Origin of the sequence: Methylobacterium platani (assembly GCF_001653715.1) — a bacterium.
Lineage (GTDB): Bacteria > Pseudomonadota > Alphaproteobacteria > Rhizobiales > Beijerinckiaceae > Methylobacterium > Methylobacterium platani.
Map to the genome: position 1 here is coordinate 1 of NZ_LWHQ01000004.1, position 13,392 is coordinate 13,392.

At 70.6% G+C, this 13,392-nt stretch carries 16 protein-coding genes; 8 read left to right on the forward strand and 8 right to left on the reverse strand.

Annotation, left to right across the window (positions count from 1 at the left end):
* Positions 1-373 precede the first annotated feature (373 nt).
* Complete coding sequence (locus tag A5481_RS00865) at positions 374-1,522, reverse strand: epoxide hydrolase family protein (protein WP_048435783.1); 1,149 nt, start codon at positions 1,520-1,522, stop codon at positions 374-376.
* A 116-nt stretch (positions 1,523-1,638) separates the two neighbouring features.
* Here A5481_RS00865 and A5481_RS00870 point away from each other — a divergent pair, with 116 nt between their 5' ends.
* From A5481_RS00870 to A5481_RS00880, 3 genes are all read left to right on the forward strand, one after another.
* Positions 1,639-2,724, forward strand: coding sequence for an isocitrate/isopropylmalate dehydrogenase family protein (locus A5481_RS00870; protein WP_048435784.1), 1,086 nt, complete (start codon positions 1,639-1,641; stop codon positions 2,722-2,724).
* Between the two features lie 27 nt (positions 2,725-2,751).
* Positions 2,752-3,636 carry an NAD(P)-dependent oxidoreductase gene (locus tag A5481_RS00875; protein WP_048435785.1) on the forward strand — a complete coding sequence of 295 codons (885 nt, stop codon included), beginning with the start codon at positions 2,752-2,754 and terminating at the stop codon, positions 3,634-3,636.
* A 66-nt stretch (positions 3,637-3,702) separates the two neighbouring features.
* A complete protein-coding gene (locus A5481_RS00880; protein WP_048435786.1) occupies positions 3,703-4,407 on the forward strand; it encodes a glutathione S-transferase N-terminal domain-containing protein in 705 nt (234 codons plus the stop codon).
* Positions 4,408-4,441: 34 nt separating this feature from the next.
* Here the strand turns inward: A5481_RS00880 and A5481_RS00885 are convergent, their stop codons facing one another.
* Positions 4,442-4,912 carry a nuclear transport factor 2 family protein gene (locus A5481_RS00885; protein ID WP_048435787.1) on the reverse strand — a complete coding sequence of 157 codons (471 nt, stop codon included), beginning with the start codon at positions 4,910-4,912 and terminating at the stop codon, positions 4,442-4,444.
* Between the two features lie 51 nt (positions 4,913-4,963).
* Positions 4,964-5,905 carry an N-acetyl-gamma-glutamyl-phosphate reductase gene (gene argC, locus A5481_RS00890; RefSeq protein WP_048435788.1) on the reverse strand — a complete coding sequence of 314 codons (942 nt, stop codon included), beginning with the start codon at positions 5,903-5,905 and terminating at the stop codon, positions 4,964-4,966.
* Positions 5,906-6,150: 245 nt separating this feature from the next.
* Here argC and A5481_RS00895 point away from each other — a divergent pair, with 245 nt between their 5' ends.
* Positions 6,151-6,675 carry a DUF5872 domain-containing protein gene (locus A5481_RS00895; RefSeq protein ID WP_048435789.1) on the forward strand — a complete coding sequence of 175 codons (525 nt, stop codon included), beginning with the start codon at positions 6,151-6,153 and terminating at the stop codon, positions 6,673-6,675.
* A gap of 76 nt (positions 6,676-6,751) precedes the next feature.
* Here A5481_RS00895 and rpsI read toward each other — a convergent pair whose 3' ends face one another.
* The 3 genes from rpsI to A5481_RS00910 form a co-directional block, all read right to left on the reverse strand.
* A complete protein-coding gene (gene rpsI / locus A5481_RS00900; RefSeq protein ID WP_048435790.1) occupies positions 6,752-7,240 on the reverse strand; it encodes a 30S ribosomal protein S9 in 489 nt (162 codons plus the stop codon).
* Between the two features lies 1 nt (position 7,241).
* Entirely contained in the window at positions 7,242-7,703 is a 462-nt protein-coding gene (rplM, locus tag A5481_RS00905; RefSeq protein ID WP_048435791.1) for a 50S ribosomal protein L13, read from the reverse strand.
* Between the two features lie 185 nt (positions 7,704-7,888).
* Positions 7,889-8,320, reverse strand: coding sequence for a PaaI family thioesterase (locus A5481_RS00910; RefSeq protein ID WP_048435792.1), 432 nt, complete (start codon positions 8,318-8,320; stop codon positions 7,889-7,891).
* Positions 8,321-8,430: 110 nt separating this feature from the next.
* On the opposite strand from A5481_RS00910, the gene A5481_RS00915 reads away from it, so the two are divergent.
* Both A5481_RS00915 and A5481_RS00920 read left to right on the forward strand, forming a co-directional pair.
* On the forward strand, positions 8,431-9,213 hold the full coding sequence (locus A5481_RS00915; RefSeq protein WP_048435793.1) for an enoyl-CoA hydratase: 783 nt from the start codon (positions 8,431-8,433) through the stop codon (positions 9,211-9,213).
* Positions 9,210-9,737 (forward strand): CoA-binding protein, encoded by a 528-nt coding sequence (locus tag A5481_RS00920; protein WP_048435794.1) that lies wholly within the window; start codon positions 9,210-9,212, stop codon positions 9,735-9,737. Before A5481_RS00915 ends, A5481_RS00920 begins: the two co-directional genes overlap by 4 nt.
* Positions 9,738-9,864: 127 nt before the next feature.
* Here the strand turns inward: A5481_RS00920 and mgtE are convergent, their stop codons facing one another.
* The gene (gene mgtE, locus A5481_RS00925) at positions 9,865-11,232 is read right to left on the reverse strand and encodes a magnesium transporter (protein WP_048435795.1); all 1,368 of its coding nucleotides are present in this window, start codon (positions 11,230-11,232) and stop codon (positions 9,865-9,867) included.
* Positions 11,233-11,561: 329 nt separating this feature from the next.
* Here mgtE and A5481_RS00930 point away from each other — a divergent pair, with 329 nt between their 5' ends.
* Positions 11,562-12,008, forward strand: coding sequence for a low affinity iron permease family protein (locus tag A5481_RS00930; RefSeq protein WP_048435796.1), 447 nt, complete (start codon positions 11,562-11,564; stop codon positions 12,006-12,008).
* Between the two features lie 4 nt (positions 12,009-12,012).
* Here the strand turns inward: A5481_RS00930 and A5481_RS00935 are convergent, their stop codons facing one another.
* Positions 12,013-12,471 (reverse strand): response regulator, encoded by a 459-nt coding sequence (locus tag A5481_RS00935; RefSeq protein WP_425350148.1) that lies wholly within the window; start codon positions 12,469-12,471, stop codon positions 12,013-12,015.
* A gap of 376 nt (positions 12,472-12,847) precedes the next feature.
* On the opposite strand from A5481_RS00935, the gene pal reads away from it, so the two are divergent.
* Positions 12,848-13,390 carry a peptidoglycan-associated lipoprotein Pal gene (gene pal, locus A5481_RS00940; protein ID WP_064503716.1) on the forward strand — a complete coding sequence of 181 codons (543 nt, stop codon included), beginning with the start codon at positions 12,848-12,850 and terminating at the stop codon, positions 13,388-13,390.
* Positions 13,391-13,392: the final 2 nt, after the last annotated feature.

Consider the following 13,392-nt stretch of genomic DNA (forward strand, 5'->3'; position numbering starts at 1 on the left):
GGACCAGCATCATCCTACTCACGATCCAGGCCGAAACCCGGATCCGCAGGGACGACGCCGTCCACGCTTCTCTTTCTCAGATGAACTTGTCAAAGAGCAGATCGACCGGGAGCCGATCTCGACCTCCGGAGAACGAAAAGCCGAACCAAGTCGCCCAGGCCCTTGCTTGCTCATCTCTGGAGAAGTCCGTCGCGGCGGCCAGTTCGTCGGCCCCCCGTCGGTGAGCGGCTGTCTAAGGGTAGCCGGCTCGCCTGTCAACACGCCCGAATCAGCGTGAGCGGGGCAATGCGGAGCGGCCCGACTCCGACGATCGACCGAGAAGCTAGGTCCGCCCGCAGCACCTTCAAGGACCGGCGGGACGCGACGGTCCCGCCTAGCGCGGCACCGTGCGTGCGAAGGCGCGGACGTCCTCCGCCAGGAGATCGGGTTGCTCGAGGGCGGCGAAGTGGCCGCCGTGCGGCATCTCGGTCCAGCGGCGCAGGTCGGCGAACATCGTCGCCTCGGCGAGCGAGCGGGGAGGGCGGACCATCTCCTTCGGAAACGCCGCGTAGGCCGTCGGTACCCTCACCTTCTCGCCGTTCGGGACCGGCCAGGGGCGGTGCATGCGGGAATGGTAGGGATGGAAGGACGAGCCGATCGCGCCGGTGAACCAGTAGAGCGAGATGCTGGCGAGCATCCGGTCACGGGGGATCGCGGTCTCGATCGTGCCGTCGCAATCCGACCAGGACCGGAACTTCTCCGCGATCCAGGCGGCGAGGCCGGCCGGCGAGTCGGTCAGCGCGAAGGCGAGGGTCTGGGGCTTGGTGCCCTGGATCCACTGGTAGCCCGTCTCTTCCTTCAGCCAGGCGCCGACGCGCTCGTAATGCGCGGCCTCCTCCGGGGTCGCGTCGCGGCCCGACAGGTCCCGGCGCACCGGCAGCATGTTGAGGTGCAGCCCCTCGACGCGCTCGGGGTAGCGCCAGGCGAGCCGCGTGGTGATGAAGGCGCCCCAATCGCCGCCCTGGGTCATGAAGCGGTCGTAGCCGAGGCGCCCCATCAGCTCCGCGAAGCGATCGGCAATCTCCTCGACGCCGAGGCGGGGCTGGCCCGGGCGGAACGACAGGCCGTAGCCGGGCAGCGAAGGGGCCACCACCGTGAAGGCGTCGGCCGGATCGCCGCCGAAGCGGGCCGGATCGGTCAGGCGAGGGATCAGGTCGAGGAACTCGAACACCGAGCCGGGCCAGCCGTGGCAGAGCAGGAGCGGCCGCGGGCTCGGTCCGCGGCCCGGCACGTGCAGGCAGTGGATGTCGATCTCGCCGACGCGCACGACCTCCTGCGGGAAGGCGTTGAGCGCAGCTTCCTCGGCGCGCCAGTCGAACCGGTCGCGCCAATACGCGACGAGGTCGGCGAGGTAGGTCACGTCGGTGCCGTAGGTCCAGGGCGCCTCCGGCGCCTGGTCGGGCAGGCGGGTGCGGGCGAGGCGTTCGCGCAGGTCGGCGAGCGCAGCATCCGGCACGTGGTAGGTGAACGGCGATCCCGTCATCGGCCTCTCCTCCCATGGGTCATGCGTCGGGCGCGATGTCGCGGCCCGCGGCGCCGTGCTAGGCGCGCCATCAAAGGTTCCGCACGACGCGCGGATCTCAAGGGAGGAGGGCGAAAATGGCACGATATCGCATCGCCACCATCGAGGGCGACGGCATCGGTCCCGAGGTGACGCAAGCCGCGATGGCGGTGCTGGCGGAGGCCTGCGGCGCCAGCACGCTCGCCTTCGAGATGCTGGAGGGCGGGGCCGGGCACTACGTGAAGAGCGGCGCGGTGCTGCCGGAGGACACCTTCGCGGGCTGCCGCGACGCCGATGCGATCCTGCACGGGGCGGCCGGCCTGCCGGGCGTGGTCTATCCGGACGGCACCGAGGTCGGCAACGACCTGCACCTGCGCCTGCGCTTCCGCCTCGACCTCTACGCCAACGTGCGCCCGATCAAGCTGCTGCCCGGCGTGCTCTCGCCGTTGCGCGCCTTCGAGGGCGGCGGCATCGACTACGTCGTCGTGCGCGAGAACACCGAGGGGCTCTATGCCAGCCGCGGCGCCGGGGTGGTCCTGCGCGACGAGATCGCCTCGGACAGCCTGGTGGTGACGCGCAAGGGCACCGAGCGGGTGGCGCGCTTCGCCTTCGATCTCGCGGCCAGGCGCAGCGGCGCGCCGCGGGACGGCCGGCGGCGGGTGACCGTCTGCGACAAGGCCAACATCCTGCGCTCCTACGCCTTCTTCCGCCGGATCTGCGACGAGGTCCATGCCGGCTACCCGGACATCGCGATCGACTACGCCTATGCCGACGCGATCACCGTGCACATGCTCAAGCGGCCGGACTTCTACGACGTGATCGTGGCGGAGAACATGTTCGGCGACATCATCTCGGATCTCGGCGCCGCCACGGTCGGCGGCATGGGCATCTCGCCCTCGGGCGAGATCGGCGACGGCCACGCCCTGTTCCAGGGCGCCCATGGCTCGGCGCCGGACATCGCCGGGCAGAATGCCGCGAGCCCGGTCGCCACCATCCTGTCGGGGGCGATGATGCTGCGCTGGCTCGGCGATCGGAAGGGCGATGCCAGCTTGGGCGCGGCGGCCGACCGGGTCGAGGCGGCGGTCGCCACGACCCTGCGCGAGGGGCGGGCGGTGCCGCGCGACCTCGGCGGACGAGCGAGCTGCACCGAGGTGACCGAGGCGGTGCGCCGGGCGCTCGCCTGACCTTTTCTTCCCGAGGAGACACACACCATGACCAAGCAGAAGGTGGGCATCGTCGGCGTCGGCCTGATGGGCCACGGCATCGCCCTCAACATCGCCCGCAAGGGCTGGCCGCTCGGCTATCTCGACCATCCCGGCAACCAGCCGACCGACGACCTCGACGCCCTGGGAGCGACGCGCCACGCCGACCGGGCGTCGTTGGCCGGCGCGAGCGAGGTGATCGTCCTGTGCGTCACCGGCACGCCGCAGGTCGAGGACGTGCTCCTCGGCGACGGGGGCCTGCTCGCGTCGCTGAAGCCCGGCACCGTGGTGATCGACTGCTCGACGGCGATCCCGGCCTCGACGGCGGCGGTCGCCGCGGCGGTGACGCGGGCCGGTGGCCGCTTCCTCGACGCGCCGATGACCCGCACCCCCAAGGAGGCGGCGGAGGGGCGGCTCAACCTGCTGGTCGGGGCCGAGCCGGCGCTGTTCGCCGCGGTGCAGCCGCTGCTCTCCGCCTTCGCCGAGAACATCTTCCATGCCGGGCCCGAGGCCGGTGCGGGCCACACCCTGAAGCTCCTGCACAACTTCGTCTCGCTCGGCTCCGTCGCCCTCATCGCCGAGGCCGCCGCCGCCGCCGGCCGGGCGGGCATCGCGCCCGAGATCCTCGTCGACGTGCTGCGCAAGGGCGGCGGCCACGGGGCGGCGCTCGACCGGCTCTCGCCCTACCTGCTGTCGGGCGATTCCTCGCCGATGCGATTCTCGATCGCCAATGCCCGCAAGGACCTGAGCTACTACGTGGCGATGGCCGAGGGCCTGGGCGCGGAGCGGGCCGTCGCCGAGGGAGTCTTTTCCGACCTCGACCGGCTCGTCGCGGCCGGCCATGGCGGCGACCACCTGCCGCTCCTCGTCAAGCACTTCGCGGCGGAGGGCTGATACCCGGCTTGCCCGGCCGGGGAGGCCGGGTATCGTCGCGGCCCCGCACCAGGGAGCCTCATCGCGATGCCAGACCTCTCCGCCTTCCCGATCACCGCGCGCTGGCCGGCCCGGCACCCGGACCGGATCCAGCTCTATTCCTTCCCGACGCCGAACGGCGTGAAGGTGTCGATCGCGCTCGAGGAGCTCGGCCTTCCTTACGAGGCGCATACGGTCCAGATCGGCAGGAACGAGACCTGGACGCCGGACTTCCTGTCGCTCAACCCCAACGGCAAGATCCCGGCGATCATCGATCCGGACGGGCCGGGCGGACGGCCGCTCGCCCTGTTCGAGTCGGGGGCGATCCTGCTCTACCTCGCCGAGAAGACCGGGCGGCTGATCCCGTCCGATCCGGCCGGCCGGTACGAGACCGCGCAGTGGCTGTTCTTCCAGATGGCCGCGGTCGGGCCGATGTTCGGCCAGCTCGGCTACTTCCACAAGTTCGCCGGCCGCGAGATCGAGGACAAGCGGCCGCTCCACCGCTACCGCGACGAGTCGAAGCGCCTGCTCGGGGTGCTGGAGGCCCGGTTGACCGGCCGCGACTGGATCATGGGATCCGATTACACCATCGCCGACATCTCGCTCGTCGGCTGGGTGCGCAACCTGATCGGCTTCTACGAAGCGCGGGAGCTGGTGGAGTACGACGCGCTCGAGGCCGTCCCGGCCTGGCTGGAGCGGGCCCTCGCCCGGCCGGCGGTGCAGCGCGGCCTGGAGATCCCGCCGCGGGGGTGAGACGCCCGCGCGATGCGGCTTCGCCGCATCGCCCCTACAGGCCGAGGTCGCTCAGGCCCGGATGGTCGTCCGGCCGCCGGCCGAGGGACCAGTGGAACTTGCGGTCGGAGGCCGGAATCGGCACGTCGTTGATCGAGGCCTCGCGGCGGCGCATCAGGCCCGCCGCGTCGAACTCCCACTGCTCGTTGCCGTGCGAGCGGAACCAGTGGCCGGAATCGTCGCGCCACTCGTAGGCGAAGCGCACCGCGATGCGGTTCTCGTGGTGGGCCCAGACCTCCTTGATCAGGCGGTACTCGAGCTCGCGGTCCCACTTGCGGGTGAGGAAGGCCACGATGGCCTCGCGCCCGGCGAAGAACTCGGCCCGGTTCCGCCAGCGGCTGTCCGGCGTGTAGGCCAGCGACACCCGGACCGGGTCGCGGCTGTTCCAGGCATCCTCGGCGGCGCGGGCCTTGGCGGCGGCGCTCGACGCGGTGAAGGGCGGCAGCGGCGGGCGGGTCTCGGTCATCGCGTCACCTCCCGCGAGCACGGAGGGCCTCGCGGCCCTCCGGGTCGAGGCTTAATCGAGGTCGAGCATCAGGCGCAGGTTCTGCACCGCGGCGCCCGAGGCGCCCTTGCCGAGGTTGTCGAGCCGCGCGACCAGCACCGCGTGGTGGTGCGTGTCGGAGCCGAACACCCGTAATTCGAGCCGGTCGGTGTCGTTCAGCGCCTCGGGCTCGATGCGCTCGCGGTGTGCGCCGTCCTCGGCCCCGGTCACCACCTTGACGAGCGTGGCGCCGGCGTAGCGGGCGACGAGCGCCGCCTCGAGGTCGCCGGGGGTCGGCTTGCCGGGCAGGAGGTCGAGGTGGAGCGGGATCGACACCAGCATGCCCTGGCGGAAGTTGCCGACCGACGGCACGAAGATCGGGCGGCGGGTGAGGCCGCTGTACTTCTGCGTCTCGGGCAGATGCTTGTGGCCGAAGCCGAGGCCGTAGAGCTGGAAGGCCGGGGCCTTGCCGGCCTCGTAGTCCTCGATCATCTTGCGGCCGCCGCCGCTGTAGCCCGAGACCGCATTGATGCTGACCGGATGATCGGCCGGGACCAGGCCGGCATCGATCAGCGGGCGCAGGAGCGCGATGGCACCGGTCGGGTAGCAGCCCGGGTTCGAGACGCGGCGCGACGCCCGGATGGCGCCTTCCTGCTCCGGCGCCAGCTCGGCGAAGCCGTAGGTCCAGGCCGGGTCGACCCGGTAGGCGGTGCTGGCATCGAGCAGCCGCGGGCCGCCGCCGGGCAGCGAATCGGCGAGCGCCGCCGTCTCGCGCGAGGCGTCGTCGGGCAGGCAGAGCACCACGAGGTCGACCTCGGACAGGAGGGCGCGCTTCGCCTCCGGGTCCTTGCGGCTCTCGTGGGGAATCGACCGCAGGGTGATGTCGTCGAAGGCGTGCAGACGCTCGCGGATGCCGAGACCGGTCGTGCCGGCCTCGCCGTCGATGAAGACGCTCGGGCTGTGCTTGCGGGTCATGGCGAAAACTCCGTGGCGCCGGTCGGCCGATGTCGAACGACGCGCGTGGTGATTGGGGTCGGGGGCGCGTCGAGTCAATCGGCAATGCCCGCCGATCGGCGAGGACGGTGCGCAGACCATGCCGCACGATCCGCGACGGTGTCGTGTCGTCCCGCCATCCACAGGCGCGTGCGCCGCAGAGGAACCCCGCCCGCGCCGCCCCGGTTGTGCTGCCAGATCATATCGGACGAGAGCAGGACTGCATCATGGCCGGCACCGCGAAGAAGACCGATCCCAAGCTGTGGGAGTCGGTCAAGAAGGACGTTACCCGCTCGTCGAAGGGCGGCAAGCCCGGCCAGTGGTCGGCCCGCAAGGCGCAGATGGCCGTTCAGGAATACAAGGAGGAAGGAGGCGGCTACGAGGGCAAGAAGTCGTCCGACAACCACCTCAAGCAGTGGACCGACGAGGAGTGGGACACCAAGTCGGGCAAGAAGAGCGGCGAGACCGGCGAGCGCTACCTGCCGAAGAAGGCCCGCGAGGAACTCTCGGACGAGGAGTACAAGCGCTCCACCGCCAAGAAGCGCGCCGACAGCGCCAAGGGCCGCCAGCATTCGAAGCAGCCGAAGGACGTGGCGAAGAAGGCCGCCGCCGCGCGCAAGGCGTCGCACAAGACCGGCAGCCGCGACGGCGGCCCGACCAAGGCCGAGCTGATGCGGAAGGCGCGGGCGAAGAACATCCCGGGCCGGTCCACCATGTCGAAGGGCGAGCTGGAGAAGGCATTGAGCGCCTGACGCGCATCGCCTGAAACGGGAAAGGGCGGGCCCTCGCGGGCCCGCCCTGTTTTTTGCAATGACCGAAAGGGTCGCTCTAGCGCTTCGAGAACTGGAAGCTGCGGCGAGCCTTCTTGCGGCCGTACTTCTTGCGCTCGACCACGCGCGGGTCGCGGGTCAGGAAGCCCTCGCGCTTCAGCGGCGAGCGCAGCTCGGGCTCGAAGTAGGTCAGGGCCTTGGAGAGGCCGTGGCGCACCGCACCGGCCTGGCCGGAGAGGCCGCCGCCGGCCACCGTGACGACGATGTCGTACTGGTCGACGCGGTCGGCCACCTGGAGCGGCTGCTGCAGGATCATGCGCAGCACCGGGCGGGCGAAGTAGGTGTCGACCGGGCGGTCGTTCACCGTGATCTTGCCGGCGCCGGGCTTGATCCAGACGCGGGCGATCGCGTCCTTGCGCTTGCCGGTGGCGTAGGCGCGGCCGAGGGAGTCCAGCTTCTGGACGTGGACCGGGGCCTCGTTCTCGCCCTGCGAGAGAGAAGCCTTGTTGGCCTGGCCGAGGTCGGCGAGAGACTGAAGGGTCGCCATCTTACGCGCTCACGTTCTTGCGGTTGAGAGCGGCGACGTCGAGCGTCTCCGGCTGCTGGGCGGTGTGGGGATGCTCGTTGCCCTTGTAGACCCGGAGGTTGCCCAGGATCTGCCGGAACAGCGGGCCGCGCGGCAGCATGCGCTCCACGGCCTTCTCGACGACGCGCTCGGGGAAGCGGCCCTCGAGGATGAACTTGGCCGACCGCTCCTTGATGCCGCCGGCGTAGCCAGTGTGGTGGTAGTACACCTTCTGGTTATACTTGCGGCCGGTGAACTTCACCTTCTCCGCGTTGATGACGATGACGTTATCGCCGCAATCGACGTGGGGCGTGTACTGGGGCTTGTGCTTGCCCCGCAGACGCATCGCGACGATCGACGCCAGGCGGCCGACCACGAGGCCCTCCGCGTCGATGATCACCCACTTCTTGTCGACGTCGGCGGGCTTCAGCGAAAAGGTCTTCATCGCGGATAGGTCCCGGAAGTCTTGACGAAAAAAACAGGACGCCGCCGCGGTCAGGACTGAGCGCGCAGCGGCGATGGCCGGCTCAGTAACGGAGGTCGGCGCCGGCGTCAAGCAGACCGAAAAACCCGAAGCGGAAAAAACGCGAGCTTTTCGAGAGACTTCGCCATAGCGGTATCATGATACCGCTATTTCGGCGGGATCGCGTAGGTGCCGGTGGCGTGGCAGACGAGGTCGTCCCGGCCGAGGCTGCGGATCAGCACCTCGCCGACCGCCAGCGAGCGCCCGAGCTTGAACAGGCGCGCCTCGGCCAGGAGATCTCCTTGCGCGGGCTTCCTCATGAAGTTGAACGACAGGTTGGTGGTGACCGCGAGCGCCACCGGGCCGATCTGGCCCAGGATCGCGACGTAGAGCGCCACGTCGGCGAGCCCCATCATCGCCGGGCCGGAGATCGTGCCGCCGGGGCGCAGGTGGCGCTCATGGTAGGGCAGGCGCATCGTCGCCGTCATCGGGCCGACGCTCTCGACCACCGGGCCGGGCCCGCCGTGATGGATCTGCGGAAAGACCTCGTCGAGGAAGGCCGAGACCGCGTCGCGGTCCATCATCGGGGCGGCAGGCATGCGGGGAGCGTATCCGGTCATCGTCATGCACGATCTTGCAGCACGGCGCCCGGCACCGGACAATAGGCCATCCGTTCCGCTCCCTTCCGAGACCGCGAATCCGAGCCCGCATGTCCGAGACCCTCCTCCTCCGGCACGACCGCGACGGCGTCGCGACCGTGACCCTCAACCGGCCGCGGGCGCGCAACGCCCTCTCGCACGCCCTCCTCGCCGCCTTGTCGGAGGAATTCGCCCGGCTCTCGGCGGACGAGAGCGTGCGCGTCGTGGTGCTGGCCGCGGAGGGCCCCGCCTTCTGCGCCGGCCACGACCTCAAGGAGATGACCGCCTATCGGGCGGATTCCGATCGCGGCGCGGCCCGCTTCAAGGATCTGTTCGATCTCTGCTCGTCGGTGATGATGGCGATCCCCGCCCTGCCGCAGCCGGTGATCGCGGCCGTGGAGGGAATCGCGACGGCGGCCGGCTGCCAGCTCGTCGCCTCCTGCGACCTCGCGGTGGCTGGCACGGAGGCGCGCTTCGCCACCCCCGGCGTGCAGATCGGCCTGTTCTGCTCGACCCCGATGGTGGCGCTCTCGCGCAACCTGTCGCGCAAGGCCGCGATGGCGATGCTGCTCACCGCCGAGATGGCGGAGGCCGAAGAAGCGAGGGCGCTCGGCCTCGTCAACCGGGTGGTGCCCGCCGGTACGGCGCTCGGCGAGGCGCAGGCGCTCGCCGCCGGGATCGCGTCCCGCAGCGCCTACACGGTGCGGGTCGGCAAGCGCGCCTTCTACGAGCAGCTCGAGATGCCGCTCGCCGAGGCCTACGCCCATGCCGGCCGCGTGATGACCGAGAACATGCTGGCCCGCTCGGCGGAAGACGGGATCGCGGCCTTCCTCGACCGGAAGGCGGCCCGATGAGCGTTCACGACCGCTACGACGACGAGGCGCTGCGCAAGATCCTGCGGCAGGTGCGGACGATCGCGCTCGTCGGCGCCTCCGCCAACCCGGCCCGGCCGAGCTGGATCGTCACCAAGTACCTGCTGGAGCGCGGTTACGAGGTGATCCCGGTCAATCCGGGCCTCGCCGGGGGCGAGATCCTGGGCCGGCCGGTGGTGGCGCGGCTGGCCGACCTCGTCCGGCCGGTCGACATGGTCGAGATCTTTCGCAACTCCGAGGCCGCCGGTCCCCTCGTCGACGAGGCCTTGGCCCTCGACCCGCTGCCCGGGGTGATCTGGATGCAGCTCGGCGTGCGCAACGACGCGGGCGCGGCCCGGGCGGAGGCGCGGGGCGTCACCGTGGTGATGAACCGCTGCCCGAAGATCGAGTACGGGCGGCTGTCGGGCGAGATCGGCTGGACGGGGGTGAATTCCCGGATCCTCAGCGCCAAGCGGCCGAAGCTGGCGGCGAAGGGATTCCAGAAGCTGACGATCGAGGAGCGGTAGCGCCCCTCCGCTGGCTACCGTCTCCCGTGCGCATCCGCGTCATTCCGGGCTCCGCTGCGCGGCCCCGGAATGACGCGGAGACCGTGTCGACCGTCGCGCCCGAAACCGGGGCGTCCGAATTCGTATCCTACAGCAGCGTCCCCTTCAGGATCACCAGCGCCACCGTGAAGTAGATCACCAGCCCCGACACGTCGACGAGGGTCGCGACGAACGGCGCCGAGGCGGTCGCCGGATCGAAACCGACGCGCTGGAGGATGAAGGGCAGCATCGAGCCGGTGAGCGAGCCGAACAGCACGATGCCGACGAGGGCGGTGCCGACCGTGGCGGCGACCAGGAACCAGTGCTCGCCGTAATCGTAGAAGCCGAGCTTCTGCCAGATCACGATCCGCACCACGCCGATCGTGCCGAGGATCGCGCCGAGCGTCAGGCCGGCGGGAATCTCGCGGAGCGCCACCCGCCACCAGTCGGCCAGGCGGACCTGGTGCAGGGCGAGCGCCCGGATCAGCAGCGAGGTCGCCTGCGAGCCCGAATTGCCGCCCGAGCTCATGATGAGCGGGATGAACAGGGTGAGCACCAGCGCCTTCTCGAGCTCGCCCTCGAACCCCTGCATGGCGCTGGCGGTCAGCATCTCGGAGAGGAACAGCACGCAGAGCCAGCCGGCCCGCTTGCGGATCATGGTGAGGAAGCTGATCGACATGTAGGGCTCGTCGAGCGCCTCCATGCCGCCGAAGCGCTGCACGTCCTCGGTCTGCTTCTGGATCATCGCGTCGATCACGTCGTCGACGGTGACGATGCCGACGACGTGGTTCGACGCATCGACCACCGGGATCGCCAGGAGGTCGTATTTCGAGATCAGGCGCGCCGCCTCGTTGCGGCCGGCATCGGCCGAGACCACCACCGGGCGGCGGTTCGGCGCCACCGACAGGATGTTGTCGTCCGGGTTGCCGGTGATCAGGCGGCGCAGGGGCACCGCCTTGGCCAGCGCCCCGGTCCGGGGATCGAGCACGAAGATCGAGTAGACGGTCTCGCGGGTGCGCTCGACCTTGCGGATGTAGTCGAGGGTGAGGCCGACGGTCCAGGTCGTCGGCACCGAGACGAACTCGGTCGTCATGATCGAGCCGACGCTCTCCTCCGGATAGGCGATCAGCTTGTCGACGGCGCCCCGGGTCTCGACGTCGAGGCGGGTGCGCAGGTCCGAGCGGCCGGGCTCCTCGATCTCCTTGAACACGTCGGTGACCCGGTCGGCCGACATGCCCGACAGGAACGATGCGACGCGGTCGCGCGGCAGCATCTCGATGATGTCGGGGGCGCAGTCGAGCTCGGGCTGGTCCAGCACCTCGACGGCGCGGTCGTGCGGCAGGCTCAGCAGGATGGCGGCGGCCACCTCCGGCGCCTCCCGGTTCAGCGCCTCGACGATGTCCGGAGCGCTCTCCTCGGCGAGGCGCGCGGCAAGGGAAGCGGGCTCGACGGGGGCGTCGATCACGGTCTCGATCATGGCTCACCTACTCGGCGCTGAAGCGTCGGCCGGCCGTCCCCGGCCGGTCGCGGTGAGCCGCTCGGGCGGAGCGGGCGCGCGGGACCTCAGGCCGGGGACGGCAAGGGCGGTCGACTGTGACTGTCGCTCGGCATGAAGTGGAGGTTGTCCGGGAATGCTGCGGCGCGAGGGCGCCGCGGGCGGCCCGTCACTGCGCCGAGCCCGCGCCGGCGTCAAGAGGGGAACCGCGGAGGCGGGGCGGGAATTCGTAAGCGGACGCTCGTCCGCCCGGATCTCCCGGGAAACGTTACGGAAATCTTCGGCGAAACCCGGTCGCCGCGGGAGCCACGATGGTCACGACACGCATCCGCACCTTCTCGGATTTCGCCGCCGCCGTCGCCCGGGCGGCGGGCCGGCCCGGCACCTTCGCGGCGAGCCTGCTGCTGATCGTGGTCTGGGCGCTGACCGGCCCGCTGTTCCACTACTCGGACACCTGGCAGCTGATCATCAACAGCGGCACGACGATCGTGACGTTCCTGATGGTGTTCCTGATCCAGAACACCCAGAACCGCGACGGGGCGGCGATCCAGGCCAAGCTCGACGAGCTGATCCGGGCGAGCGCGGCCCAGAACGCCTATATCGGCATCGAGCACCTGACCGAGGATGAGCTCGATGTCCTGCGCGCCCGCTGCGAGGCGCGGGCGCGGGATTTCCGCCTGAGCGAGGCCGCCGACGCGGCCGAGGAGAGCGCCAACGCCAAGGCCGACGCGGCCGCCCGGGCCGCGATCGGTTCCTGACCCCTCACGCGCAGAGCTGGCGCGAGGCCTCCAGCTCGCTTCCCATCATCCGGGCGAGGCGCAGGATGTCGGCGATCACGAACGGCTTGGTGACGAAGATGCTGCCGGGCACCGCCGGATGGTTCAGGTTCGCGGTGGTCGATGAGTAGATCACCGGCCGGTGCGGCTGGATCTGCCGGTAGGCCTCCGCGACGCTCCAGCCGTCGACGAGGCCGGGCAGCCGGATGTCGGTCAGGAGCCAGTCGATCCGGGAGCCCTGCTCGCGCAGCAGGGTCAGCGCGGCCTCGCCGCTCGAGGCCGTGAGCGTCTCGACCCCGTGCTGGGCGCACAGGGTCACCAGGAGCTCCAGCAGCATGTAGCTGTCCTCGACGATCAGCACGCAAGGCTTGACGCCGGGGGGCTTGGCTCCCGGGGGCTCGGCGCCGGGCTGGGGCATCCGGGGGAAGGGGGGGAGCGCGGGCATCGCGAGGCGGTCTCGGTCGTCGATGCCTCACGGTCGGGCCAATTGGTTAACGAAGCGTCAACCGCGCCCGCGGCGGCGCCGCCGCGAGGGTGTTGCTCGGACGACACGGGCGGAGACGCAACGGTTCGCGCTCCGCCGACGCCGCAGCGTGGCCGTATTTGAACGGTGTGTGGTCGTCGGTCCCGCCATCCGGCAGGGGCTCGGCCGGAGCGATTCGCAGAGTCGCGGCGAGGGGCCGTCAAGGTTGATGGAACCTTCGCTTAACCGACCGGGACTACAGACGATCGCGTCATGTTGCGTGGCGTCGCCGGTCGGTTGTCGCGGCTCAGGTCTCGCCGACGAGCCGCCCGCCGGGGCCGCCAGAGGAGTTTGGTCGATGCCGTTGCCGCTCGCGCCGCTGCGCGCGCTCAAGATCACCGCCGCGCTCTCGCTCGCCCTCTCGATGGCGGCCTGCGCGAGCAACAACGACCTCGCCGATGCCTCGGCGGCCTACGGCGCCGGGGCCGGCGGCGCGGGCGGGTATGGCGGGCGCGGCGGACCCGCCACCCCGGGCAGCACCCAGGACTTCGTCGTCAATGTCGGCGACCGGGTGTTCTTCGAGTCCGATTCGACCGACCTGTCCTCGACCGCCACGGCGACCCTCGACAAGCAGGCGCAGTGGCTGCAGCGCTACCCGCGCTACACGTTCCTGATCGAGGGCCACGCCGACGAGCGCGGCACCCGCGAGTACAACTTCGCCCTCGGCGCCCGCCGCTCGCAGGCGGTGCGGGACTACCTCGCCTCCCGGGGCATCGCCGGGAACCGGATCCGCACCGTGTCCTACGGCAAGGAGCGCCCGGTGGCGGTCTGCAACGACATCTCGTGCTGGTCGCAGAACCGCCGCGCCGTCACGGTGCTCGACGGCGGCGCCGGCTCCTGAGC

Bases quoted from the DNA above. Each gene is read 5' to 3' on its own strand.
- A5481_RS00865 (WP_048435783.1), bottom strand. From the start codon at position 1,522: ATGACGGGATCGCCGTTCACCTACCACGTGCCGGATGCTGCGCTCGCC.
- A5481_RS00870 (WP_048435784.1), top strand. From the start codon at position 1,639: ATGGCACGATATCGCATCGCCACCATCGAGGGCGACGGCATCGGTCCC.
- A5481_RS00875 (WP_048435785.1), top strand. From the start codon at position 2,752: ATGACCAAGCAGAAGGTGGGCATCGTCGGCGTCGGCCTGATGGGCCAC.
- A5481_RS00880 (WP_048435786.1), top strand. From the start codon at position 3,703: ATGCCAGACCTCTCCGCCTTCCCGATCACCGCGCGCTGGCCGGCCCGG.
- A5481_RS00885 (WP_048435787.1), bottom strand. From the start codon at position 4,912: ATGACCGAGACCCGCCCGCCGCTGCCGCCCTTCACCGCGTCGAGCGCC.
- argC (WP_048435788.1), bottom strand. From the start codon at position 5,905: ATGACCCGCAAGCACAGCCCGAGCGTCTTCATCGACGGCGAGGCCGGC.
- A5481_RS00895 (WP_048435789.1), top strand. From the start codon at position 6,151: ATGGCCGGCACCGCGAAGAAGACCGATCCCAAGCTGTGGGAGTCGGTC.
- rpsI (WP_048435790.1), bottom strand. From the start codon at position 7,240: ATGGCGACCCTTCAGTCTCTCGCCGACCTCGGCCAGGCCAACAAGGCT.
- rplM (WP_048435791.1), bottom strand. From the start codon at position 7,703: ATGAAGACCTTTTCGCTGAAGCCCGCCGACGTCGACAAGAAGTGGGTG.
- A5481_RS00910 (WP_048435792.1), bottom strand. From the start codon at position 8,320: ATGCCTGCCGCCCCGATGATGGACCGCGACGCGGTCTCGGCCTTCCTC.
- A5481_RS00915 (WP_048435793.1), top strand. From the start codon at position 8,431: ATGTCCGAGACCCTCCTCCTCCGGCACGACCGCGACGGCGTCGCGACC.
- A5481_RS00920 (WP_048435794.1), top strand. From the start codon at position 9,210: ATGAGCGTTCACGACCGCTACGACGACGAGGCGCTGCGCAAGATCCTG.
- mgtE (WP_048435795.1), bottom strand. From the start codon at position 11,232: ATGATCGAGACCGTGATCGACGCCCCCGTCGAGCCCGCTTCCCTTGCC.
- A5481_RS00930 (WP_048435796.1), top strand. From the start codon at position 11,562: ATGGTCACGACACGCATCCGCACCTTCTCGGATTTCGCCGCCGCCGTC.
- A5481_RS00935 (WP_425350148.1), bottom strand. From the start codon at position 12,471: ATGCCCGCGCTCCCCCCCTTCCCCCGGATGCCCCAGCCCGGCGCCGAG.
- pal (WP_064503716.1), top strand. From the start codon at position 12,848: ATGCCGTTGCCGCTCGCGCCGCTGCGCGCGCTCAAGATCACCGCCGCG.